18 protein-coding genes and 3 rRNA genes are annotated in these 25,067 nt (G+C 47.2%); 19 read left to right on the top strand and 2 right to left on the bottom strand.

Going from position 1 to position 25,067, the window contains the following annotated elements:
* Window positions 1-34 precede the first annotated feature (34 nt).
* The 5 genes from dnaN to gyrB all read left to right on the top strand — a co-directional run bounded on the left by dnaN (window position 35) and on the right by gyrB (window position 4,898).
* Window positions 35-1,177: a DNA polymerase III subunit beta gene (gene dnaN, locus ACDJ59_RS26045; protein WP_017691408.1), complete on the top strand. Its 1,143-nt coding sequence runs from the start codon at window positions 35-37 to the stop codon at window positions 1,175-1,177.
* A gap of 16 nt (window positions 1,178-1,193) precedes the next feature.
* Window positions 1,194-1,409, top strand: a complete 216-nt coding sequence (yaaA, locus tag ACDJ59_RS26040) for a S4 domain-containing protein YaaA (RefSeq protein WP_036611994.1) — start codon at window positions 1,194-1,196, stop codon at window positions 1,407-1,409.
* A gap of 57 nt (window positions 1,410-1,466) precedes the next feature.
* Window positions 1,467-2,579, top strand: a complete 1,113-nt coding sequence (gene recF / locus ACDJ59_RS26035) for a DNA replication/repair protein RecF (RefSeq protein WP_017691406.1) — start codon at window positions 1,467-1,469, stop codon at window positions 2,577-2,579.
* A gap of 14 nt (window positions 2,580-2,593) precedes the next feature.
* Window positions 2,594-2,842, top strand: a complete 249-nt coding sequence (remB, locus tag ACDJ59_RS26030; RefSeq protein WP_017691405.1) for an extracellular matrix regulator RemB — start codon at window positions 2,594-2,596, stop codon at window positions 2,840-2,842.
* Window positions 2,843-2,987: 145 nt separating this feature from the next.
* The gene (gene gyrB / locus ACDJ59_RS26025; protein ID WP_413406664.1) at window positions 2,988-4,898 is read left to right on the top strand and encodes a DNA topoisomerase (ATP-hydrolyzing) subunit B; all 1,911 of its coding nucleotides are present in this window, start codon (window positions 2,988-2,990) and stop codon (window positions 4,896-4,898) included.
* Between the two features lie 93 nt (window positions 4,899-4,991).
* On the opposite strand, the gene ACDJ59_RS26020 is transcribed toward gyrB, so the two are convergent.
* Window positions 4,992-5,939, bottom strand: a complete 948-nt coding sequence (locus tag ACDJ59_RS26020; protein ID WP_413406663.1) for a YheC/YheD family protein — start codon at window positions 5,937-5,939, stop codon at window positions 4,992-4,994.
* Between the two features lie 427 nt (window positions 5,940-6,366).
* On the opposite strand from ACDJ59_RS26020, the gene gyrA reads away from it, so the two are divergent.
* From gyrA to ACDJ59_RS25990, 6 genes are all read left to right on the top strand, one after another.
* Window positions 6,367-8,931: a DNA gyrase subunit A gene (gene gyrA, locus ACDJ59_RS26015; protein ID WP_413406662.1), complete on the top strand. Its 2,565-nt coding sequence runs from the start codon at window positions 6,367-6,369 to the stop codon at window positions 8,929-8,931.
* Window positions 8,932-9,153: 222 nt separating this feature from the next.
* Window positions 9,154-10,272, top strand: coding sequence for an HD-GYP domain-containing protein (locus ACDJ59_RS26010; RefSeq protein WP_413406661.1), 1,119 nt, complete (start codon window positions 9,154-9,156; stop codon window positions 10,270-10,272).
* Window positions 10,273-10,728: 456 nt separating this feature from the next.
* A 16S ribosomal RNA gene (locus ACDJ59_RS26005) occupies window positions 10,729-12,281 on the top strand.
* A 313-nt stretch (window positions 12,282-12,594) separates the two neighbouring features.
* Window positions 12,595-15,520: ribosomal RNA gene (locus ACDJ59_RS26000) — 23S ribosomal RNA — on the top strand.
* A gap of 143 nt (window positions 15,521-15,663) precedes the next feature.
* Window positions 15,664-15,780 (top strand): 5S ribosomal RNA (gene rrf / locus ACDJ59_RS25995).
* Together the 16S, 23S and 5S rRNA genes form the textbook arrangement of a ribosomal RNA operon.
* A gap of 212 nt (window positions 15,781-15,992) precedes the next feature.
* Window positions 15,993-16,433, top strand: coding sequence for a hypothetical protein (locus ACDJ59_RS25990; protein WP_084174380.1), 441 nt, complete (start codon window positions 15,993-15,995; stop codon window positions 16,431-16,433).
* A 656-nt stretch (window positions 16,434-17,089) separates the two neighbouring features.
* Here the strand turns inward: ACDJ59_RS25990 and ACDJ59_RS25985 are convergent.
* The gene (locus ACDJ59_RS25985; protein ID WP_036606136.1) at window positions 17,090-17,614 is read right to left on the bottom strand and encodes a hypothetical protein; all 525 of its coding nucleotides are present in this window, start codon (window positions 17,612-17,614) and stop codon (window positions 17,090-17,092) included.
* A 498-nt stretch (window positions 17,615-18,112) separates the two neighbouring features.
* Between ACDJ59_RS25985 and ACDJ59_RS25980 the strand changes: the two genes are divergently transcribed.
* The 8 genes from ACDJ59_RS25980 to holB all read left to right on the top strand — a co-directional run bounded on the left by ACDJ59_RS25980 (window position 18,113) and on the right by holB (window position 25,045).
* Entirely contained in the window at window positions 18,113-18,298 is a 186-nt protein-coding gene (locus ACDJ59_RS25980; RefSeq protein ID WP_062838106.1) for a sigma factor G inhibitor Gin, read from the top strand.
* A 256-nt stretch (window positions 18,299-18,554) separates the two neighbouring features.
* Window positions 18,555-20,399, top strand: a complete 1,845-nt coding sequence (locus ACDJ59_RS25975; protein WP_413406660.1) for an aminotransferase class I/II-fold pyridoxal phosphate-dependent enzyme — start codon at window positions 18,555-18,557, stop codon at window positions 20,397-20,399.
* Window positions 20,400-21,007: 608 nt separating this feature from the next.
* Entirely contained in the window at window positions 21,008-21,358 is a 351-nt protein-coding gene (locus ACDJ59_RS25970) for a CidA/LrgA family protein (protein ID WP_413406659.1), read from the top strand.
* Complete coding sequence (locus ACDJ59_RS25965) at window positions 21,328-22,020, top strand: LrgB family protein (RefSeq protein WP_051449580.1); 693 nt, start codon at window positions 21,328-21,330, stop codon at window positions 22,018-22,020. The genes ACDJ59_RS25970 and ACDJ59_RS25965 overlap by 31 nt, the downstream gene beginning before the upstream one ends.
* 217 nt (window positions 22,021-22,237) lie before the next feature.
* The gene (tmk, locus tag ACDJ59_RS25960) at window positions 22,238-22,885 is read left to right on the top strand and encodes a dTMP kinase (RefSeq protein WP_413406658.1); all 648 of its coding nucleotides are present in this window, start codon (window positions 22,238-22,240) and stop codon (window positions 22,883-22,885) included.
* Window positions 22,886-22,946: 61 nt separating this feature from the next.
* The gene (locus tag ACDJ59_RS25955; protein WP_017691391.1) at window positions 22,947-23,276 is read left to right on the top strand and encodes a cyclic-di-AMP receptor; all 330 of its coding nucleotides are present in this window, start codon (window positions 22,947-22,949) and stop codon (window positions 23,274-23,276) included.
* A gap of 344 nt (window positions 23,277-23,620) precedes the next feature.
* A complete protein-coding gene (locus ACDJ59_RS25950; protein WP_017691389.1) occupies window positions 23,621-24,064 on the top strand; it encodes a YaaR family protein in 444 nt (147 codons plus the stop codon).
* 9 nt (window positions 24,065-24,073) lie between these two features.
* Entirely contained in the window at window positions 24,074-25,045 is a 972-nt protein-coding gene (holB, locus tag ACDJ59_RS25945) for a DNA polymerase III subunit delta' (protein ID WP_074092912.1), read from the top strand.
* Window positions 25,046-25,067: the final 22 nt, after the last annotated feature.

Genomic DNA, 25,067 nt, shown 5'->3' with positions numbered 1-25,067 from the left:
CCCCAACACCAAAAAATCAGCTAGGAGTGAAACCATGAAAATCAGCATAATGAAAAACTACTTAAACGATTCCATACAGCAAGTATCCAAAGCGATCTCAAGCCGTACGACGATTCCGATTCTGAGCGGTATCAAATTCGACGTGAATCATCAAGGTGTAACGTTGACAGCAAGTGACACCGATATATCCATTCAATCCTTCATCCCGCTTGAAGATGGAGATAAAAGCGTAGTTCAGGTAGATCAACCCGGCAGTGTAGTTTTACCAGCCAAGTTTTTTGTGGAGATCATCAAGAAGCTGCCATCACAGGAAGTGCACATGGAAGTCAAAGAGAACTTCAACACCTTTATCTCCGCAGGTGCTACCGAAATTCAACTGGTAGGTCTTGATCCGGAAGAATTCCCGGTACTGCCAAGCATCGAAGAAAACCAAACGGTCTCCATTCCAGGAGATTTGCTGAAAAATATGATCAAACAAACGGTCTTCTCCATTTCCACACACGAGACTACTCCAATCCTGACAGGTGTACTCTGGAGTTTGGGTGACAACGAATTGAAATTTGTGGCAACAGACCGTCACCGTCTTGCTACTCGATCAGCAATGCTGGATAATGCAGAAGGTATCCGCTTCAACAACGTGGTCATTTCCGGTAAAACGCTGAACGAGCTCAGCAAAATTGTTCCGGATCAAAATACCCTTGTGGATATCGTTGTTGCAGATAACCAGGTCCTGTTCAAAATCGACCGTGTATTGTTCTACTCCCGTATTTTGGACGGAACATATCCGGATACTTCTAGAATTATTCCAACGTCATACAAAACAGAACTCGTTTTAGATACAAAAAAATTAAGTGAATCCATTGACCGGGCTTATTTGCTGTCGCGTGAAGAGAAAACAAACATCGTGCGTATGCAAACGATGGATTCGGGATCCGTTGAAATTTCTTCAAGCTCTTCTGAGCTAGGTAAAGTAAGAGAAGAAATCGAACCTGCCGAGTTTACAGGAGATCCGTTAAAAATCTCGTTCAACTCCAAATACATGCTGGATGTGCTGAAAGTTGTTGAAAGTGAGCAGCTGATGATTGCTTTTACAGGAGTCATGAGTCCAATTATCTTGAAACCGCTGGATGACAGTCACAGCCTTTACGTGATATTGCCATATCGGACGACCAACTAACGAAAGGAAGATCATAGTGAACCAAGTTACGATTCGTACGGAATATATTAAGCTTGATCAATTTTTGAAACTGGCTGATTGCATCCCAACTGGAGGTATGGCCAAAGCTTTGCTTCAGGAAGGTCTTGTACGTGTGAATAAAGAGCCTGAGGAACGCCGGGGACGTAAGTTATACCCTGGGGATATCGTTGAAGTGGACGGAGAAGGCACATTCGAAGTTGCTGCAGAATAAGAAGACCAGTTCGATCCTGCTGCCTCCTGACGGACGGGATAAAAGGGAGGTTACCGCGTGTTTGTGAACAGCATTGATCTGCAGAATTTCCGCAATTATGAACATCTGAGACTGGATTCTTTTGGTCCCGTAAACTTGTTGATCGGGCAAAATGCCCAAGGCAAGACCAATCTTGCAGAGGCGATTTTTGTACTTGCACTCACCAAGAGCCACCGTACATCCCGTGACAAGGAGTTAATCCGTTTCGGTGAGGAACGTGCCAGACTTGCAGCAGAGGTCGACAAAAAGTACGGATCGGTCAAGCTTGAACTATCTTTGTCGCAACAAGGCAAAAAAGCAAAAATTAACGGCCTGGAGCAGCGCAAGTTAAGTGATTTTGTCGGAGCGCTCAATGTTGTGATGTTTGCACCGGAGGATCTGGAGATTGTAAAAGGCACACCGGGGGTCCGCCGCCGGTTTCTTGACATGGAGATTGGACAGGTTGCACCAGGTTACCTGTATCACCTGCAGCAATACCAAAAAGTGCTCGTCCAACGAAACAATTTGCTTAAGCAGTTATGGGGAAAAGGGGCATCGGCCCAGACCATGCTTGAGGTGTGGAACGAACAACTGGTCGAGCATGGTGTTAAAATCGTCAAAAAAAGGAAACAATTCATAAAGAAACTGCAAAAGTGGGCAGAAACGATTCATCAGGGGATCACCGGAGGCGGAGAAGTCTTGCGGCTGGCCTACCTTCCTTCCTTCAGCGAAGCCGCTGAGGAAGATGAAGCTGTCTTAATGGACCAATTTATGATAAAATTATCACAAATGAAAGAGCAGGAGATTCGCCGAGGCACAACCCTTAGTGGGCCGCATCGGGATGACCTGTCCTTTTTCATTAACGATCGGGAAGTACAAACATATGGCTCGCAGGGGCAGCAGCGCACAACGGCGTTGTCCCTTAAACTTGCGGAAATTGAACTGATTCATGAAGAAATCGGAGAATATCCAGTTCTGTTGCTGGATGATGTTCTGTCCGAGCTGGACCCTTTTCGCCAGACGCAGCTGATCGAAACGTTCCAGAGCAAGGTGCAAACCTTTATTACGGCTACGGGGATCGAGAGCCTGAACGTTGACAAGCTCAAAGATGCCAGTATTTATCACGTTCATGCCGGACAGGTTGAACGCTAAGGAGTGAGGGGCTTATGTACATTCATCTGGGCGGTGAGAAGATCATCCGTTCTTCCGAATTGGTCGCTATTTTTGATATATCGATTGAAAAATCCTCAAAGATCTCCAAGCAGTATGTCACGCATGCCGAGCAGGAAAAAACAGTGGAACACATCGGCGAAGAGGAAGCCAAGTCCATTGTGGTGACCAAAAACATTGTGTACTACTCGCCTATTTCCTCAGCCACGCTGAAAAAGCGGGCTCACATTTTTCCGGATCTCTAGCGTTGTGTGGCATAAAAGATGTCTCTTTTGCTGCTTGTCTTTAAATTTGAATAGCTGCTGAAATGAAGGGCGTTGTCTATTTCAGCAAACAATTATTAGTTAACGCATATTTACGATATTGAATCTATAGAAGTAGGTGAAAGGCATGTCTATGAATCAACCGTCATATGATGCGAATGAAATTCAGGTCCTTGAAGGATTGGAAGCCGTACGGAAGCGTCCGGGCATGTATATCGGTTCCACCAGTTCCAAGGGCCTGCATCATCTGGTCTGGGAAGTAGTGGACAACAGTATTGACGAAGCGCTTGCAGGTTACTGCGACCACATTGAGGTCAGTATCCATGAAGACAATAGCGTGACTGTAGTCGATAACGGACGGGGTATTCCTGTCGGCGAACATGCCAAAATGAAACGTCCTGCACTTGAGGTAGTTATGACTGTCCTACATGCAGGGGGGAAATTTGGCGGCGGCGGATATAAAGTATCCGGTGGTTTGCATGGTGTTGGTGTGTCCGTTGTGAATGCACTCTCTGAAAAAGTGGTTGTAACGGTTAAACGTGAGGGACATATCTATCAACAGGAATATCGCCGTGGAGCTCCACAGTATGACCTGAAAGTGATCGGTACAACCGAAGAAACGGGAACAACAGTTAGATTCCATCCAGATCCTGAAATTTTCACGGAAACAAGAGTGTTCGAATATGACATCTTGCTTGCCCGGATTCGTGAGCTGGCATTCCTGAACAAGGGCATCGGTCTTACATTGACGGATGAGCGTACCGGTGCAACCAACTCGTTCATGTACGAAGGCGGCATTATCGAATACGTCTCCTACCTGAACCAGAAGCGCGAAGTCCTGCATGAGAATCCAATTTACGTCGAAGGTTCCAGAGATAACATTCAGGTGGAAGTTGCCCTGCAATACAATGACAACTACACCGAGAATATCTATTCCTTCGCGAACAATATCAACACGCATGAGGGCGGAACGCACGAATCAGGTTTCAAGAGTGCCCTTACACGGATCATCAATGACTATGCTCGTAAGGCGGGTGTAATCAAGGACAGCACGGGGAACCTTTCCGGAGATGACGTGCGTGAAGGTTTGACGGCCATTATTTCGGTCAAGATTCCGGAACCGCAATTTGAAGGACAGACAAAGACCAAGCTGGGCAACAGCGAAGTGCGTGGTATTGTCGAATCCTTGTTTGCCGAGAAGCTGCAGGAGTTCCTGGAAGAGAATCCTTCCGTATCCCGTCGCATTTTGGAAAAAGGTCTGCAAGCAGCACGTGCGCGTGAAGCTGCCCGTAAAGCCCGTGAACTGACACGTCGTAAAGGTGCACTCGAAGTAAGCTCACTTCCAGGTAAACTGGCAGACTGTTCATCCAAGGATGCTTCAATCAGCGAATTGTACATCGTCGAAGGTGACTCTGCAGGCGGATCAGCGAAACAAGGCCGGGATCGTCATTTCCAAGCGATTTTGCCGCTGCGTGGTAAGATTTTGAACGTGGAAAAAGCTCGTCTTGACCGGATCTTGGGTAATGCCGAGATTAGAGCAATTATTACGGCGATGGGTACAGGTATTGGTGATGACTTCGATATCGCCAAAGCCCGTTATCACAAAATCATTTTGATGACCGATGCCGATGTCGATGGTGCTCATATCCGAACACTGTTGCTGACATTCCTGTATCGGTACATGCGTAAAATCATTGAGGCAGGTTATGTATATATTGCACAACCGCCATTGTTCAAGATTGAGCGTAACAAAGTGATTCGTTATGCCGGTTCCGAGAGAGAGCGCGATGAAATTATTGCAACGCTCGGCGAAAATGCAAAATTCAACGTTCAGCGTTACAAAGGTCTTGGTGAGATGAATGCCGGACAATTGTGGGAAACGACGATGGATCCGGAGAGTCGGACCATGATGCAAGTATCGATCAATGATGCCATACTTGCTGATACCATGTTTGACACCCTGATGGGGGATAACGTTGAACCACGTCGTGACTTTATCCAGGAAAATGCAAAATACGTGAAAAACCTCGACATTTAACATATTTGAAGAGGCGCCTGAGAGGGCGCCTTTTTTATATTAGGAAAGGTATGGAACAGGGAAGGCGTATACTTAGATTTCCGTATCCCTTTGTTATCTGCGTACACGTTTTTTGGCAGATGAAGCCTGTGCTTTAGGGGATGGCCGGGAGCTCTTACCCTTTTTGGAGGGCAAACGACCGTACGCAATCGCATAACGTTTGATCTTCCGGTACGCCTCCTTGTCCGGTAATAAGCCAAAGGCATAAATGCCTGGCAGTGTGTTGACTTCAAGAATCCAGGGACGCCCTGCTTCGTCTAGCGCAATATCAATACCAATCTCTTTGAGTCTTGGAAATGATGTTTGCAATTGCACAGCGGTATGAATACCTAAGCGGTACAGCTCAGTACGAAGTTTTTTGAAGCCATCCTGGTGAAGATGGGGGAGTACGAGTTCTTCAAACGTGGCCAATCGCCCACCGCCATGAATGTTGGTGATGATTTTGCCCGGCGCAGCAACACGTCCCAGAACACCTGTTGTTTCCCAGTTGTGTTGCAGATTTTTCTGAGTTAACACACGCAAGTCAAAAGGCAAATCTTCATGCTTCATCAGCGAGATTCCCTGTTGAATGATATATTCACGTTCCTGAATGCGATCATTCAGTGCTCGTTCGAGTTCGTCCAGGGAATGAAATGATCTCTCCTCTGTACCGTATTGGAGATGATATGTTGTTGTGAGATAGGTAGCTCTGGAGATAACAGCACTTGCTTCGGGTTCATCAGGCAAGTTTCGATCATTGGTTTCTTCCGGAACCTCTGCATCTGTGGTGGAATCTTCGGAATTAACAACAGGTTCGTATAAACGGGTTGTTCTCACCCGCATAACACCATTACCGTAAGTGCCACGGTCCGGTTTGATATAGTTGGACTCAAATAATTCAGTCATTTGTTCCAGAGTTTGACGGCTATATTTTCGGGTCACTGGGATATATTCATTCACAATGCGACTGCGTTGTAACACGGCTGTTTTGGCCCATTTGCTGGAGACGCGTTGGATACCCAAGATTCATCAGTCCTTTCATGTTTTGTTCAGTTCTAAAGAGGGACCAGACACGGAGAAATCAAAGGACAAGAGACGATTTCAGTGGTATAATAGAGAAATATGGCGTTTTGTGCGATGAGCTGCACAATTTGCAGTTTGATCGTAGGACGGGAATGGCTTTAGCCTCGGTAGGCACAGTACATATGCCGTTTTTCTAGCATTGTATGTGCAATTGGGGAGGAAGGCAGGGCGTATCCCCAGACACGCAGAAGTTCCCGGAAGAAAGGCTATTGCCCAGCGGACGTTTAATTGTGTAACTTTTGTGAAAGTAATATAATAAAGAGTAGCGTTCTTGCGCGGTTTTAGCCTTGTTAGGCTTTTCACATATAATCAACTTTTTTGCATGACGAAATGGAACGTTTGTTGAAGGACAAGAAGGAGGTCCAGCATGGCGGAAGAAATGAACTCTCAGATTACAGATCGGGATATAGGCGTTGAGATGCGTGAATCGTTTATGGATTATGCGATGAGCATCATCGTTAGCCGTGCCTTACCTGACGTGCGTGATGGATTGAAGCCGGTTCACCGGCGTATTCTGTACGCGATGTCAGAGCTCGGCATGACACCCGATAAACCACATAAAAAATCAGCCAGAATCGTCGGCGAAGTTATCGGTAAGTATCACCCACACGGTGACTCTGCTGTTTACGAGACGATGGTACGGATGGCACAGGATTTCTCCCTGCGTTATATGCATGTAGATGGACATGGTAACTTTGGATCGGTCGATGGTGATATGGCAGCAGCCATGCGTTACACCGAAGCACGTTTGTCCAAGATTGCTATGGAAATGCTCAGAGATATCAACAAGGATACGATTGATTTCCAGCCGAACTATGACGGTGAAGAACATGAGCCAATCGTTCTGCCTGCTCGTTTTCCTAACTTGCTTGTCAATGGGGTCGGCGGGATCGCGGTAGGTATGGCCACCAATATTCCTCCTCATAATCTGGGTGAGGTCATTGATGGTGTACAGGCCATGATTCAAAATCCGGACATTACATCCATGGAACTCATGGATTACATTCAGGGACCAGACTTCCCTACGTCCGGCTACATTTTGGGCCGTTCAGGCATTCGCCAGGCGTATCAGACCGGACGTGGTTCAGTAACGATGCGGGCCAAAACCAACATCGAAGAGAACAACAACAAGGCACGAATTATCGTTACGGAGCTGCCTTATCAGGTAAACAAGGCGAGACTCGTTGAGAAAATCGCCGAGTTGGTACGTGATAAAAAGATTGATGGTATTACTGACCTTCGTGATGAGTCTGACCGTAATGGTATGCGGGTTGTAATTGAGCTTCGCAGAGACGTGAATCCGGGGGTTGTCCTGAACAACCTGTACAAACATACATCGATGCAATCTACTTTCGGGATTAACATGCTTGCGATTGTTAATAAAGAACCTAAAATTCTGAACTTGCGTGAAGTGTTGTATCACTACCTGCAGCATCAGATTGAGGTTATTCGCAGACGTACGCAGTTTGAACTGAAAAAGGCTGAAGCTCGTGCACACATTCTAGAAGGTTTACGTATTGCGCTGGATCATATCGACGAGATTATTACGTTGATTCGTTCATCCAGTAATGCGGATGCAGCAAGAGAAGGTTTGATTGAGCGCTTCTCACTCAGTCATGATCAGGCTCAAGCTATTCTCGATATGCGTTTGCAACGACTCACAGGTCTGGAACGCGAACGTATTGAAAATGAATATAACGAACTGATGGTCAAAATCAGAGAGTATCGCGAAATTCTGGCCAATGAGCATCTGGTGCTTGAGATTATCAGTACGGAGCTGCAAGAGATCCGCGACCGCTTCAGCGATGATCGTCGTACGGAGATCACTGTAGGTGAAGAGAGTATTCTGGATGAGGACCTGATTCCACGTGAAGAGGTTATCATTACGATTACTCATACAGGCTACGTGAAACGTCTGCCGGTATCCACATACCGCAGCCAGAAACGTGGTGGACGTGGGGTCGTGGGTATGGATACGAAAGATACCGACTTTGTCGAGCATCTGTTTGTGACCAACTCTCACAATTACCTCATGTTCTTCACTGACAAAGGTAAAGTGTACCGTCTCAAAGCTTACGAGATTCCAGAGCTTGGACGTACCGCACGGGGAACGCCGATTATCAACCTGATCCAGATCGAGCAGGGCGAATCGGTCAATGCCGTAATTCCGGTCCAGGAATTCGAAAGTGACAGATACTTGTTCTTTGCTACCCGCCAAGGGGTTGTGAAGAAGACGCCACTTGAGGATTACACCAATATTCGCAAAGGCGGCTTGATCGGTATTTCCTTACGTGATGATGACGTTCTGATCGATGTTAAGCTGACCGATGGATTGCAAGAGATCATCATGGGTACAGCTCACGGAATGTCTATTCGATTCTCGGAAGGTAACGTACGTTCCATGGGACGTAGCGCAACCGGGGTCAAAGGGATTACATTGGATGAACAGGATGCTGTTATCGGTATGGATGTAGTTGATAAAGAGCTTGATGTTCTGATCGTTACAGCCAAAGGTTATGGTAAACGTACACCTGTCAATGATTATCGGATGCAGACTCGTGGCGGTAAAGGGATCAAGACTATTAATGTCACAGAGAAGAACGGCTCAGTAGTCAGCCTCAAAATGGTTAAAACCGAAGAGGATCTGATGATTATCACGTCTAGCGGTACGTTGATCCGGATGAGCATGGAAGGCATATCCACTATGGGTCGATACACGCAGGGTGTGAAGCTGATTCATATTCGTGACGAGGATTCAGTAGCTACAGTCAGCCGAATTGACAAAAATGAAGAGGAACCAGACGATGAGTCGCTTGAAGGCTTGGAAGGCGAGGAGCCCCAAGCTACGGTAGTAAGCTTGGAAGAAGGCACCGTTTCTGACGCTGAGGTTAATGAAGTTGAGGGCGACGACGATTCCGGTTCGGAAGCATAAAATAGAATTTTATAAAGACTGATCTCTTTGAGATTGGAAGAAGATTGCGAGGGCTCCCACCGGGGGCCCTTTTGTTTGTATAAAGGAATCTCTTCTTTTATTCTTCCGAATCTGGGATGTACAGCCTGATTCCTGAGTAATATAATGGGAAATATCATGAAAAACCGGGACTATGGTCTTGTTTGTATTAACATAGAAGAACGAAGAGTGAGGGGAATACACATGGGATTAATCACCCTGTCAGAAGTCAAACCAGGACTCAAACTTGGGAGTGATGTGCAAACACTTCGCGGCAACGTTCTGCTTCAGAAGGGAAAAGTCATTTTACCCAAGGATATGGAAGTGCTCAGAGCCTTTATGATTCAACAGGTAGATATTGAACAAGAAAGAATGGTGTCGAGTAGTACAGTAACCAAAGGTGCATCTGTGTCCGCAGGAAGTTCTGCCAATGACAACAATGGTGAACGGGCTGGGAAGACAGGGAACGTCACCACAGCTCCTGTAGTAACGTCTTTGCAGGATGAGTATGAGAAGATGGTTGCACTAACCAAAAATGCTTTCCTGTCCTCTCTGGCGGCTGAATTACCGGTCTATGAGTTACGTACACAGTTGGAGGCAGTGTTTGCACATCTCAAACAATATAATGTGCTTACCTTCAGTCCACGAGTAATGCAAGAACATGATTATGTATATCACCATGCCGTACTGAGTGCGATCACATCCTATCAACTGGCTCAATGGATCGATCTCCCCTCCAAGGATTGGATGCAAGTGGCTTTTGCAGGCTTGTTCCATGATATTGGTAACAACAAGGTAGATCCGCAGATTCTCCATAAACCATCCACGTTGACGGCTACAGAGCAGGAAGAGATTCGTCAGCATACGAAATATGGTTATCAGATTCTTAAACAGGCAAAGGCCATTAATGAGGGAGCCAGACTTGCAGCTTTGCAGCATCATGAAAAAGTGGATGGATCAGGCTATCCGTTGCAGCTTAGTGGGACGCAGATTCATATTTATGCCAAGATTGTAGCTATCGCTGATATTTTCCACGCCATGACGCTGGAGAAGATCTACCGCAAGGCACAATCACCATACCTAGTCCTAGAACAGATCCAAAGTGAGGCATTTGGGAAATTGGATCCTGCAATTGTAAGAGTATTTGTTCAACGGTCGACCCAGATCCATAATGGCATCCGAGTAAAACTCAGCAATAACCAAATTGGAGAGATCGTATTCTCTGATCGAGATCATCCTACACGGCCTATGGTGTCAGTAGAAGGAACCATCATTAACCTGATGCAGCAACGGCAGCTTCACATCGAAGAGGTTATCGGATAACAATAGATATTAAAGCAACATGATGAGAGGGCCTTTCTTTTATAGAGAGGCTTTTTACGTGAGATAAATGTGCAAGTGTAGAAAAAACAGAAAGATTATATAATTACTCAAAAAAAGACTTGCATTCAATATCTGTACATGGTATATTCTAATTCCGGCCAAGAAAACACAGTTTACACGGTGCGGCAAGCGAATGAAATAAGCTTCGAAAGAAACTTAAAAAAAGAGCTTGCAAAGTTGGTTCGGATGTGATAAGATATAAAAGTTGCTGAAGAGAACGACATTCGGTAAAAAAATAAGTTTGATCTTTGAAAACTGAACAACGAGTGAGTAAACATTCTGCTTGCAGAATGAACGCGAAAGTTTGAGACAAGCCTTGGCTTGGATCGACTGGAGCACAAATGAGATTTTTAATCTCGTCAGATTCAAAATGAGCTTATCGCTCTTTTCAATACTTTATTGGAGAGTTTGATCCTGGCTCAGGACGAACGCTGGCGGCATGCCTAATACATGCAAGTCGAGCGGAGTTGATAGGAAGCTTGCTTCCTTGATACTTAGCGGCGGACGGGTGAGTAACACGTAGGCAACCTGCCCTCAAGTTTGGGACAACTACCGGAAACGGTAGCTAATACCGAATAGTTGTTTTCTTCGCCTGAAGGAAACTGGAAAGACGGAGCAATCTGTCACTTGGGGATGGGCCTGCGGCGCATTAGCTAGTTGGTGAGGTAACGGCTCACCAAGGCGACGATGCGTAGCCGACCTGAGAGGGTGATCGGCCACACTGGGACTGAGACACGGCCCAGACTCCTACGGGAGGCAGCAGTAGGGAATCTTCCGCAATGGGCGAAAGCCTGACGGAGCAATGCCGCGTGAGTGATGAAGGTTTTCGGATCGTAAAGCTCTGTTGCCAGGGAAGAACGCTTGGGAGAGTAACTGCTCTCAAGGTGACGGTACCTGAGAAGAAAGCCCCGGCTAACTACGTGCCAGCAGCCGCGGTAATACGTAGGGGGCAAGCGTTGTCCGGAATTATTGGGCGTAAAGCGCGCGCAGGCGGTCATTTAAGTCTGGTGTTTAATCCCGGGGCTCAACCCCGGATCGCACTGGAAACTGGGTGACTTGAGTGCAGAAGAGGAGAGTGGAATTCCACGTGTAGCGGTGAAATGCGTAGATATGTGGAGGAACACCAGTGGCGAAGGCGACTCTCTGGGCTGTAACTGACGCTGAGGCGCGAAAGCGTGGGGAGCAAACAGGATTAGATACCCTGGTAGTCCACGCCGTAAACGATGAGTGCTAGGTGTTAGGGGTTTCGATACCCTTGGTGCCGAAGTTAACACATTAAGCACTCCGCCTGGGGAGTACGGTCGCAAGACTGAAACTCAAAGGAATTGACGGGGACCCGCACAAGCAGTGGAGTATGTGGTTTAATTCGAAGCAACGCGAAGAACCTTACCAGGTCTTGACATCCCTCTGATCGGTGCAGAGATGTATCTTTCCTTCGGGACAGAGGAGACAGGTGGTGCATGGTTGTCGTCAGCTCGTGTCGTGAGATGTTGGGTTAAGTCCCGCAACGAGCGCAACCCTTATATTTAGTTGCCAGCATTTCGGATGGGCACTCTAGATAGACTGCCGGTGACAAACCGGAGGAAGGTGGGGATGACGTCAAATCATCATGCCCCTTATGACCTGGGCTACACACGTACTACAATGGCCGGTACAACGGGCTGCGAAATCGCGAGATGGAGCCAATCCCAACAAAGCCGGTCTCAGTTCGGATTGCAGGCTGCAACTCGCCTGCATGAAGTCGGAATTGCTAGTAATCGCGGATCAGCATGCCGCGGTGAATACGTTCCCGGGTCTTGTACACACCGCCCGTCACACCACGAGAGTTTATAACACCCGAAGTCGGTGGGGTAACCGCAAGGAGCCAGCCGCCGAAGGTGGGATAGATGATTGGGGTGAAGTCGTAACAAGGTAGCCGTATCGGAAGGTGCGGCTGGATCACCTCCTTTCTATGGAGAATCGTTTCCCGAGTGGAAACATTCAAATATGCAGCTTAGCTGCAAAACACTCACTCGTTGCTCAGTTTTGAGAGCTCAAACTCTCAAACAGCTTGCTTTTGCATGGAGCTTGTTCTTTGAAAACTAGATATCGAAACGAAACAAACGCGAATTAGAACATTCCTTTTTAGCTGAACTTGTGTTAAACAAGTTTTAATAAAAACGGTAGTCAAATTGCTTTTGTGATGGTATCGGGTGAGAGCGACTTTTGGATTTGGACGCAGTCCAAACCAAGGGAAGCGAGCGACCGAAACCGGAACAAAATGGTTAAGCTACTAAGAGCACACGGAGGATGCCTAGGCGCTAGGAGCCGATGAAGGACGTGGCGAACAACGAAACTGCCTCGGGGAGCTGTAAGCAAGCTTTGATCCGGGGGTGTCCGAATGGGGAAACCCAGCTGGGGTAATTTCCAGTTACACCTAACTGAATACATAGGTTAGTGTGAGGCATACCAGGGGAACTGAAACATCTAAGTACCCTGAGGAAGAGAAAACAATAGTGATTCCGTCAGTAGCGGCGAGCGAACGCGGAGAAGCCCAAACCAGAGAGCTTGCTCTTTGGGGTTGTGGGACGTCTCACATGGAGTTACAAAGGAACCGGTTAAGCGAAGAGGTCTGGAAAGGCCCGCCAAAGAAGGTAAAAGCCCTGTAGTTGAAAGTCTGTTCCCTCCGAGACGGATCCCGAGTAGTGCGGGGCACGTGAAACCCCGTATGAATCCGGCAGGACCATCTGCCAAGGCTAAATACTTCCTAGCGACCGATAGTGAAGCAGTACCGTGAGGGAAAGGTGAAAAGCACCCCGGAAGGGGAGTGAAATAGAACCTGAAACCGTGTGCTTACAAAAAGTCAGAGCCCGTTTTAGGGGTGATGGCGTGCCTTTTGTAGAATGAACCGGCGAGTTACGTTCCCGTGCAAGGTTAAGGTGAAGAGCCGGAGCCGCAGCGAAAGCGAGTCTGAATAGGGCGACTGAGTACGTGGACGTAGACCCGAAACCGGGTGATCTACCCCTGTCCAGGGTGAAGGTGCGGTAACACGCACTGGAGGCCCGAACCCACGCATGTTGAAAAATGCGGGGATGAGGTGGGGGTAGCGGAGAAATTCCAATCGAACTCGGAGATAGCTGGTTCTCCCCGAAATAGCTTTAGGGCTAGCCTCGGAAAACAGAGTCGTGGAGGTAGAGCACTGATTGGGTGCGGGGCCCGCAAGGGTTACCAAGCTCAGTCAAACTCCGAATGCCATAGACTTACTTCCGGGAGTCAGACAGTGAGTGCTAAGATCCATTGTCAAAAGGGAAACAGCCCAGACCATCAGCTAAGGTCCCCAAGTGTGTGTTAAGTGGAAAAGGATGTGGAGTTGCACAGACAACCAGGATGTTGGCTTAGAAGCAGCCACCATTGAAAGAGTGCGTAATAGCTCACTGGTCGAGTGACTCTGCGCCGAAAATGTAACGGGGCTAAACACACCACCGAAGCTATGGCTTGATGCTTTGCATCAGGGGTAGGGGAGCGTTGTATAAGGGTTGAAGGTGTACCGTAAGGAGCGCTGGACATTATACAAGTGAGAATGCCGGTATGAGTAACGAAAAGATCAGTGAGAATCTGATCCGCCGAAAGCCTAAGGGTTCCTGAGGAAGGCTCGTCCGCTCAGGGTAAGTCGGGACCTAAGGCGAGGCCGAAAGGCGTAGTCGAAGGACAACAGGTCGAAATTCCTGTACCACCGTAAGCCGTTATGAGCAATGGGGGGACGCAGTAGGGTAGTGACGCGGACTGATGGATGTCCGTCTAAGCAGTAAGGCTGATGTGTAGGCAAATCCGCACATTGTAAGGCTGAGCTGTGATGGGGAGCGAAAATTGTAGTAGCGAAGGTCATGATCTCACACTGCCAAGAAAAGCCTCTAGCCAGGTGATGGTGCCCGTACCGCAAACCGACACAGGTAGGCGAGAAGAGTATTCTAAGGCGCGCGGAAGAACTCTCGTTAAGGAACTCGGCAAAATGACCCCGTAACTTCGGGAGAAGGGGTGCCCCGGTAGTGTGAATAGCACGAGGGGGCCGCAGTGAAAAGGCCCAAGCGACTGTTTAGCAAAAACACAGGTCTGTGCGAAGCCGTAAGGCGAAGTATACGGGCTGACGCCTGCCCGGTGCTGGAAGGTTAAGGGGAGTGGTTAGGAGCAATCCGAAGCTGTGAACCGAAGCCCCAGTAAACGGCGGCCGTAACTATAACGGTCCTAAGGTAGCGAAATTCCTTGTCAGGTAAATTCTGACCCGCACGAATGGCGTAACGACTTGGGCGCTGTCTCAACGAGAGATCCGGTGAAATTTTAATACCTGTGAAGATGCAGGTTACCCGCGACAAGACGGAAAGACCCCATGGAGCTTTACTGCAGCTTGATATTGAATTTGGGTACGATCTGTACAGGATAGGTGGGAGCCTTTGAAACGTGAGCGCCAGCTTGCGTGGAGGCAACGTTGGGATACCACCCTGATCGTATCTAGGTTCTAACCTAGTACCGTAATCCGGTGCGGGGACAGTGTCAGGTGGGCAGTTTGACTGGGGCGGTCGCCTCCTAAAGAGTAACGGAGGCGCCCAAAGGTTCCCTCAGAATGGTTGGAAATCATTCGAAGAGTGCAAAGGCATAAGGGAGCTTGACTGCGAGACCTACAAGTCGAGCAGGGACGAAAGTCGGGCTTAGTGATCCGGTGGTACCGCATGGAAGGGCCATCGCTCAACGGATAAAAGCTACCCTGGGGATAACAGGCTTATCTCCCCCAAGAGTCCACATCGACGGGGAGGTTTGGCACCTCGATGTCGGCTCATCGCATCCTGGGGCTGAAGTAGGTCCCAAGGGTTGGGCTGTTCGCCCATTAAAGCGGTACGCGAGCTGGGTTCAGAACGTCGTGAGACAGTTCGGTCCCTATCTGTCGTGGGCGTAGGAAATTTGAGAGGAGCTGTCCTTAGTACGAGAGGACCGGGATGGACGTACCGCTGGTGTACCAGTTGTTCCGCCAGGAGCACCGCTGGGTAGCTATGTACGGACGGGATAAACGCTGAAAGCATCTAAGCGTGAAGCCCCCCTCAAGATGAGATTTCCCAGTATGTAAGACCCCTTGAAGACGACGAGGTAGATAGGCTGGGGGTGGAAGTGCAGCAATGCATGGAGCTGACCAGTACTAATCGGTCGAGGGCTTATCCAATAGCAAGTTGTAATTCGCATGTTTCGTTTCGAATCTAGTTTTCAGAGAATGATCTCTGAAATGAAAATTGGTACATCACAGAACGTGTGTATGATTTTCAGTTCCATATCTGATTTTAAGAAGCTATGCTTCGATAAATCGCGTTTGGTGGCGATGGCGGAGGGGTTCCACACGTACCCATCCCGAACACGACCGTTAAGCCCTCTAGCGCCGATGGTACTTGGACCGCAGGGTCCTGGGAGAGTAGGACGCCGCCAAGCAAAGAACCACTGCCGATGTTATTCGGTGGTGGTTTTTATTTGTTTATAAGGATTAGATACGTTGAGCAGAAGCTCTGACATGATCGATATTGGAAGGTAACATTTTTGTTACGGATAACAGCGGCAAAACCAGTATAATAGGACTATGTTAAATATGCTAAAAGTACCTGACCACAGAGCTGGAATGTGCAGCTGTGAAAAGGAGGGTGTGTGTGTTAAGTTGGCGGAGACTTGGACTACAATCATTTCTGTTGCTTTGTCTGACTGTTGTTCTGGCAGGATGCGGTGAAGCTTCAGGATCTGTATGGACTTCATATGAAGGTGCGGTGAACGAGAAGAGTTTTCCGGTGCCGAAAGTAGCGAATAAATCTGACCAGTCTGAAAATAATTCGGATATGGATTATGTTCGATATACGCTGTCTGGTATTAGTGAGAGTACTAGCTTGCCTGAGGTATATCTAGACGAGATTAAAAGCTGGGGTTGGACAGAGAAGCAAGCCAAGGGTACATCCAATGAATCCAGTACCTTGCGTGTATTTGCAAAGGAAGGACATACTGTGCATTTAGCAGTACATGATGGTTCCTTTACACTAATGGTTCCTAGAAATGATGCTACTCAAGCAACAGTTAAATCATTGGCTGAAGATGATTGAGCTGGTTCAGGTATGGTTTGGTATGATTAATTAACGCTGTGATGTTCCTTATAATATAGTAAAGCTCCCGTGTACTTGATCGGGGGCTTTTTGTTATTTAGCGAAGTGGCTTTAGTAATGATGGGAGAACCTATCACGTATGGTGGATCAGAGGTCATACAGGTTCAGAAGAAATGAACAGTTTCTTTCGTACATGAATAGGTGCTATGTGTGCTTGAAGCATAGGGGAGTGTAGAGTGCCAAAAGTAGAGGGGGAGGATATAAGTGTATAAAGGTATTGAGGTAATGAGTGGCTGATGGGAAGCAGCTAGAAGGCTGATAGAGCTGAGACTGAGGCAAAAGATCGCTCAAAGGTGTAAGATCTACGAGATATCTGGGGTTATGAGGATATGGAGCAGCGGGAGGAAAAGAGGAGAAGAACGGAGCCTCGAGTGGGGATAACTCATTTTACTATACCCATGCTGTGGATAATGGATGAGAAGGGAACAATAAATAAAGGTTATCCACTGTGGATAACCTTTATTTGAGCATGTGAGGCTGAGTCAACTGAACGATACACGATTATGTTTTTGTAACAAATTAATTATTCGAAGGGCTCAGCGGTTATGTATTACAGGTAAGTGAGGTTCATTGAGTATTGCATAAATGAGGGAGCGTTATTGCAGATAATATGAGACATCTTGTTCATTCAATTTGATGAGTCCGTCTTTGCGCTCACGGGAGAGAACCATTACAACATACAAGCGAGGACCCAGCAACCACAAATGCCAGAAGATCAGCGAGAGGGTGAAGGACAATGGCGACCAGATCAAACATACTGTAATGATACATAGTCCAATCCAGCTCATGTTAAGGTGTACCCGGACAAACATACGGAAGCTAAAATGCTGATCAGGGATATAACCTAACCAGGGCATACGCATATTCCAACGCCAGCGTTTGGCGTAAGAGGTACGGACCAGAAGTAATATCGTTCTGGCGATGACATAATGAATCCAGATGGTGATTGGACCTGCCAGTACAAAAAAGAAGAGGCCAGTCCAGGAGAATGCGAGTAGATTGAATAAGAGCATGATGACCGGCAGACACAGATAGCTGTAAATGACACTGCGGGCGATAGCCTTTTTTTTCAGAAGCCGGTATTGATAAAATGTTGCTTTATTCTCCGGTTCGGCGATCATACGATTATATATCCTCCTTCGGATTCACGTTTGTGTGGGGTAGGTATTCGTTTTTCTTACACGAGTAAAATGGATTGAATCATGCATGTATGTATATATGAACCTTGTATCTCACGCCATGACGATTGTACAAGATATTGAGATTCGACGGACCTTATCTCAGTATACTCCCGAATACACGGACTGTCAGGCTTTGATATCGTTATCATGTATTATATATCGGCTGGGATTCCAAGTTTTTTTAAGGAAATTAAATATAAGTTTGAGTCAGGCCAAGGGATACGTGATGTAGAGGTAAATGCGATGGAATGTAGGATAAATGTATATACATAAGCAGGTGAATGTTCTTGTAGGGAAAATGAATGTATTTTTCGGTACAGACACCCACGAGGGGGTGGGCGAATATATATTTTATAGAAAGAAAGCACTATGAAAATGTTTAAAATAATAGAAACTGTGCAATACTGATAGTAAACGTAAAACAAGGTGGGATGGTTCATGGAAGAACATGCCGAACACACATGTATTATCTGCGAGCAAAGAAAAAGAGAAGGCATTTTTATTGTATCTGAATTCATATGTGACACTTGTGAAGCAGAAATGGTTCATACCGATGCGCAGGATGCCAAGTACAATTATTTTATCAATCAAATGAAACAGATTTGGGTACAAAAGAACGCATAATAACTGTTGCTATAGAAGTAGAAGCTAAACATCGCATTGCAATGATGCTGATGTGTATAGAGGCCCAAGGGGCCTCTTTCTGTTTTTAAGAGGAGTGATTGTCTTGTTTGCCATCTTGGGAAGGCGTATGCTGATATAATGGTATAGATCATTTGCAGTAGAGCGTGTGGAGATTGGGAAGAAGTGCGTTCCTTGGATTAGGAAGCATTTTGAAGCGCATAGGGCGCACATTATATATGTACAGGATGGTTATTTCATGGATCATAAAAATAAATCAAGTAGAGCCCCTTTATATGAAGCGTTGCTCGCGTATCGCGATTCGAAGCAGCGTTCTTTTCATGTGCCTGGGCATAAGAATGGACAAGCTTATCGACATTTGGTAGAACAAGCAGAAGCAGGGCAACCTCCAGCTAAGGATATCGTTAATGAGGAACACCAGCACAACGGTGAGATTCAGAATGATGGAGGAAAGAATGTTAGCCAGAAGGTGGAGCGTTTCAGTTCGGTGGATGAACATGGGGCTGATCCGGAGAGTGGGAAACATTTTGGTGACGAAGGGGCTCATTCGGAAATAGGATTGGTACCAGATCGTTCATTTCTGGAGATGATGGAGATGGATGTTACGGAGATTACGGGCACCGACGATTTGCATCATCCGGAAGGTGTGATCCAGGAAGCACAGGAGCTTGCGGCAGATTGTTTTGGTGCTGAGGAGAGTTTCTTCCTTGTGGGAGGCAGTACAGCAGGTAATCTGTCCTTACTGCTCACCATGTGTGATGAGCCGAAAAGTATTGTACTGGTGCAACGGAATGTGCACAAATCCGTTATTCACGGGTTGATGCTGGCGGGAGCAAGAGCTGTATTTCTGGAGTCGTGGGTCGATCCTGTGTCTGGACTTGCGGTCATGCCGTCGGTAGAGACGGTTCAGGCTGCTGTCCAGTCCTATCCTGAGGCAAAGGGTGTATTAGTCACTTTGCCCAATTATTACGGCATGGGCGCGGATCTGACGCCCATAGCCGAGGTATGCCACGCCGCTGGCATGCCATTGCTCGTGGATGAAGCCCATGGCGCGCATTATGGGCAGCATCCGGAGCTGCCTGTCTCTGCACTGTCATGCGGAGCAGACGGTGTCGTGCAGTCGACACATAAGATGCTGACGGCTTTCACCATGGGTGCCATGCTGCACATTCAGGGACCACGGTTAAACCGGTCCCTGTTAAGGCAGCGCCTGACCATGGTGCAAAGCTCAAGCCCATCATACCCGGTGATGGCTTCGCTTGATCTGGCGCGCCGCCTGCTGCATGTGCAGGGCGCGAACACATTCACGGCGGGGCTCACCGCCGTGAATGCCTTTAAGCGCGGCCTCGCTGAGCTGCCGCGCTTTCAGTTGCTGCAGCCTGCACAGCCGCTGCAGCCTGCACAGCCGCTGCAGCCAGAACCGCCAGCCGGAACAGCGAAGCCGGCTGGCATGTCCGTGTCCGCTGCGCAGCAGACACGGGAGGGCCTGACCGCGGCGGCAATGCCATCTGCCGCGGGGTATACCGCTCAGGACCCATTCAAGGCCGTCATCTATGACGGCACAGGGGTGCTGAGCGGTTATGGGCTACAGCAGCAGCTAGAAGCATGCGGCTGTGTGCCTGAGATGAGCGACGAACGGTACGTCGTCTTGCTCTTCAGCCTGGGCTCAACGGTGCAAGATGCTCAGTACCTGTTGCAGGCTTTACACCATATCAGCTCTGCCAATGGGCATGAGCAGGTCCAATCTAATGCAGAGTCATCTCATCAGCTTGCGAAAGGTTCGGCGCATTATATTTCCACGTGGAACAATTTACAAGATAAAACTCACTACTCGGAACCAATCTCCTTTACACTGCAACCGATTGTAGAGATGGATACGATCAATGTCCCGATAGAAGAAAGCGCGGGTTGTCGATCAGCCGAGATGGTTATTCCATACCCTCCAGGGATTCCGCTTGTATATCCGGGTGAACGTATTAGTACATCGATGGTGGCTCGTATACAACTCCTGCGGGATGAGGGTGCAAAGTTTCATGGGGTATCAGCTGCATCTCTACAGGTATTGAAGGTTATGAAGGAATGAAGGGAACACATGAAGCTCTGAATTGCACTCACCAATAGGTAGGCAATATGACCAATACGGATAGCGATACCGGACCCTACACATGTGAGGGTCTCTTGGTCATTAATCTAGTTGCGAGGGTGTGTCTTCAAACTCAGGCATGCAATACGTTGAAGGATGTAAGGGTCCAACAGCTTGAAGTCAAGGATTGCTGATCCTGGCGAATTGTCCAGACGATTTTCTAAGGAACCGAGGACGTCTTATTTAGCTTTCAGTACTCCTTTTATTTTGTAAGGAACCTGAGACACGTTATTAACCAAATTGACCTAACAAACACGCTGTAAACGGCTGGTTATTCCAATATAGCGTGTTTCAGATTCCTTAGATTGCTAAGGGCACTTCAAATCGCTGAATAAGACGTCACAGGGTCGTTAGCGCTCCCGCTCCATGCTCTGCTCCAGACACGTTCAGTTACGTTCCGGCTTTCGGCAGGTATGAAGACACGCTCTAGTTCAACTGATACAGATAGACATAAGAAAGAAGGGAACACTTTGGGTATTCCGCTAAAAAAATATACAGGAATAGTCCTGCAAGTTTTGTTGATGTACGGTTTTTATTGGATTGGAAACTTGATTCAAGCTGTATTACATCTGCCGTTAACAGGCAGTATTGTGGGCATGCTGGTATTGTTTGTCACCATTCAACTGGGATGGATCAAAATGAGCTGGGGAGAAGAAGGGTCGACGTGGCTTCAATCTCATCTGCAATTGTTGTTCATCCCGCCAACTGTGGGCATTATTAATCACTTTGATTTTTTTCGAGCTAACACATTGTTATTGGTTATTGGTTTGATCGTTAGCACATTAATCACATGTCTGATATCTGCCAAATTAAGTGAATGGCTTATGACATGGAGATCGTCTCATTCAGGTAAAAAGGAGGCGATCAATTGTCAGCATTCATCCTCGGAATTGGAATGATCGCGCTAACCATCGCTGTATATATTCCAGCCACTCGTCTATATAAAAGATTAAAATGGCCGATACTTATGCCTGTACTCACAACGACTGCCATACTAATCCTGATCTTGGTGATTTCAGGTATAAAGCTGGATACATACATGTTGGGTGGCAAATGGATACAGGAGCTCTTGGGTCCGGCAGTTGTATCTCTCGCTTTTCCCTTGTCCAGACATCTGCATGTGCTGAAGCAAAATATCATTCCAATTGTGGGTGGAACAATCGGAGGCAGTATTACAGGTGTCTCTACAGGTGCTTTAATTGCCATTCTGCTTGGCTATCCTCAAGAAATGGTCATCGCTTTATTGCCAAAATCAGTGACAACTCCTGTGGCTATTCAACTGGCTAATCAGGTTGGAGGGAATGCCTCATTCACATCGCTGTTTGTGATGATTGCAGGATTCTCAGGGATATTATTGGGGCCGATGCTCTTGAAATGGGCCAAGGTCCGCAGTAAACATGCCTATGGAATTGGACTGGGTTCAGCATCTCATGCCCTCGGCATGGCAAGGTCTTTTGAATATGGAGAGAATGCGGTAGCCCTCAGTTCAGTTTCCATGATTGTCAGTGCTATTGCCGGATCAATTATGCTTCCATTATGGGTATGGATTATCTACGGTTGAACGCTTTACTTTGTTGTTCATGTTGGAGTAACCGCTGACCTATAGTATGATAGAAAGAAACAAGCTTGTATGATTTTGGTGTTATTAATACGTACCGATATAGCTGTAGCTATACACCTCTGGGCGGGGGATATCATATCTTGTAGCAAGAGGGTCTAAGCATATTCAATTACAGCAGCAATAGATGCAATTATCGACATAGAAAGCAGGGAAGCATATGCAGGGCAGAGGTAAATTCATTACGCTGGAAGGGGGAGAGGGTTCCGGTAAAACAACGATGATCGGTAGAATAGGTTCTTATTTTGAAGAACGGGGTATACCTTACGTAGTTACGCGAGAGCCTGGTGGAATTGAGATTGCGGAGAAAATACGTTCAATTATTCTGGACCCTCTTCATACGGCAATGGATGCTCGAACCGAAGCGCTATTGTATGCAGCTGCACGCAGCCAGCATCTGGCGGAGAAAGTAGAGCCTGCGCTGAGAGCTGGAAAAGCAGTCATCTGTGACCGATTTGTCGATAGCAGTCTGGTCTATCAAGGCTACGCCCGTGGACTCGGGATAGAGAATGTATGGGCCATTAACCGTTTTGCGATTGGTGATCTCATGCCGGATGTGACCTTATATCTGGACATTGAGCCTGAAGTGGGGCTTGCCCGGATCGATGCTCATGATGGCCGCGAAGTGAACCGTCTGGATCTGGAAAATCTGGAGTTTCACCGTAAAGTGCGAGAGGGTTACTTCCTATTAAAAGAGCAGTTCCCGGACCGGATCAGAGTTATCGATGCTTCCATGAAGCAGGAGGATGTCTTGGCAGCAATGATTTTGTCGCTGGAGACAGGGATTTTGAAGGATTTTGACGAGTAATTGTCTAATATATAGACAGGGCATTTGATAAAGGTGCTTATTCTAAAGGAGGTTATGCAGGATGAAACTGATTGTTGCGATTATACAGGATAAAGACAGCAACCGATTATCCAGCGCATTGGTCAAAGCAAACTTTCGGGCGACGAAGCTTGCCAGTACGGGCGGATTTTTGAAGGCAGGCAACACGACGTTTATGATCGGTGTCGATGATGGTCAAGTCGAATCCGTAATGAACGTCATTCGCAGCAGCTGTAAGGTTCGTGAACAGCTCGTGACTCCGGTCACACCGATGAGTGGAACAACCGACTCTTACCTGCCGCTACCTGTTGAAGTTCAAGTAGGCGGAGCTACTGTATTTGTTCTCCCGGTAGATCGCTTCGAACATTTCTAATTAAACCTATTGCATGGATCTCATGAGGGTCCTTCATGATCGATAGCATGTTGGAAACGATGTATGCAAGAAGAGTTAACAGAGTTCGTGCGTGTCACTTACGGAATGCCTTTCTTGATGAGAAGAATTAGCATACTCTTTCCGGATGAGCATTTCCCAGCTGGGGGAATGGCTCATTTCGGAAAGAGGTTGACTACAAAGAACAAGTCCTTGATGGTGATGTGTATCTACCATTATATATAGAGTGTGATCAGCATATATAAAAGCCTCATTCTCACGCACAGGCGCAATGCGCACTGTGCTGATGGGCGATTGGCTAACTATGATAGAAGGCGGGCGTATCCATGAAAATCAATCCTGGATTCAGACCGATTCAGAGCGGGATCAGTTCTACTGATTCAGGTTCCAAACCGGTTCAATCCAAAAATTTCTCTGATATGATGAATCACCAGGGGGAACGGGCCTCACAAGCTGAACTGAATCGCCGGTTTAGTGAAATCCAGCTTCAGGGAGATCGCTTGGCACGTTCCATGACGATTCGTGAACTGAAGGCGTATAAGCAACTTGTTAAAAGGTTCCTGGAAGAGACCGTTCGTCGCGGTGTATCCATGAAAGAGACAAGGGGTTGGGATCGTCGTGGCAGAGGTAAGCGGTATAAGCTGATTGATGAAATTGACTCCGCTCTGTTATCCATGGCTGATGAACTGCTGGATACAGAAGAAGGAAAAATCTCTCTATTACAACAAGTAGGCGAAATTCGGGGGATGCTTATTAATTTAAGCTTCTGAGGAGGAAGTATGTCCTTTCAACAAATTATGGGTCAACAAGCGGCCAAGCAAATGTTACAAAGCAGTTTGAGACGTAAGGCAATAAGCCATGCGTATTTGTTTAGTGGTCCAGCTGGTAGCGGGCAACGGAAGACGGCAATTACCTTTGCGAAGGCAATATTCTGTACAGAGCTTGAAGATGACGCTTGTGGGCAGTGTCTTGAATGTCGTAAGGTGGATCATGGTAACCATCCGGATCTAACCATGCTTGCACCAGATGGAAACAACATTAAAATAGATCAAATTCGGGATCTGCAGCGTATCTTTTCATACCGATCCGAGGCAGGCCATCCCAAAGTATATATTATAGAACAAGCTGAGAAAATGACGGTGCAGGCAGCAAATAGTTTGCTCAAATTTCTGGAGGAACCGCAGGTACCAGCAGTCGGCATCCTGATTACAGATAATGGACAGGCCATGTTGCCAACGATCCGCTCACGCTCCCAATTGGTGCCGTTCAGCGCACTGAATCCGGAAGAGATGCTTCAATCACTAATTGAGGAAGGGCACCCTGCCAATCTGGCTCGCTCTGCCGTCCATTTAGCGTCAGGATTGGAAGCATGTAGAGAAATTCTCCAGCAGAATTGGTTTGCAGAAATTAGAAACGTAATGTTACAATTAGGGAAGGAGTCCCTGGGTAGAGGAAGTACATCATTGATCTCTGCACAGCAGAAGCTTTTTAAAACCGGACTCTCTGAACACCTGGACATGTTACTCAGTTTGTTCCATCTATGGTTTAGGGACATGCTGTATGTTCAGTACGATAGGCATGAACATATCGTTTTTATAGATCAGTTAGACATGTTATCTCAGTTGGCACATACCCGCAGCACAGAGCAGTGGGTCTCCTATATGGATATGGCCGCAGCATGCAGAAAAAAATTGCGTTTCAACGTCAATGGCCAGCTTTGTCTGGAGCAATTTTTGATCGGTTTGGCATAAGACTGGGAGAGGGCAAAGTTAG

It is taken from the genome of Paenibacillus amylolyticus (genome assembly GCF_047302515.1).
Classification (GTDB): Bacteria; Bacillota; Bacilli; order Paenibacillales; family Paenibacillaceae; genus Paenibacillus; species Paenibacillus amylolyticus_G.
Note: the sequence above shows the minus strand (reverse complement) of the source record. Positions and strands in the feature narration are given on the sequence as shown.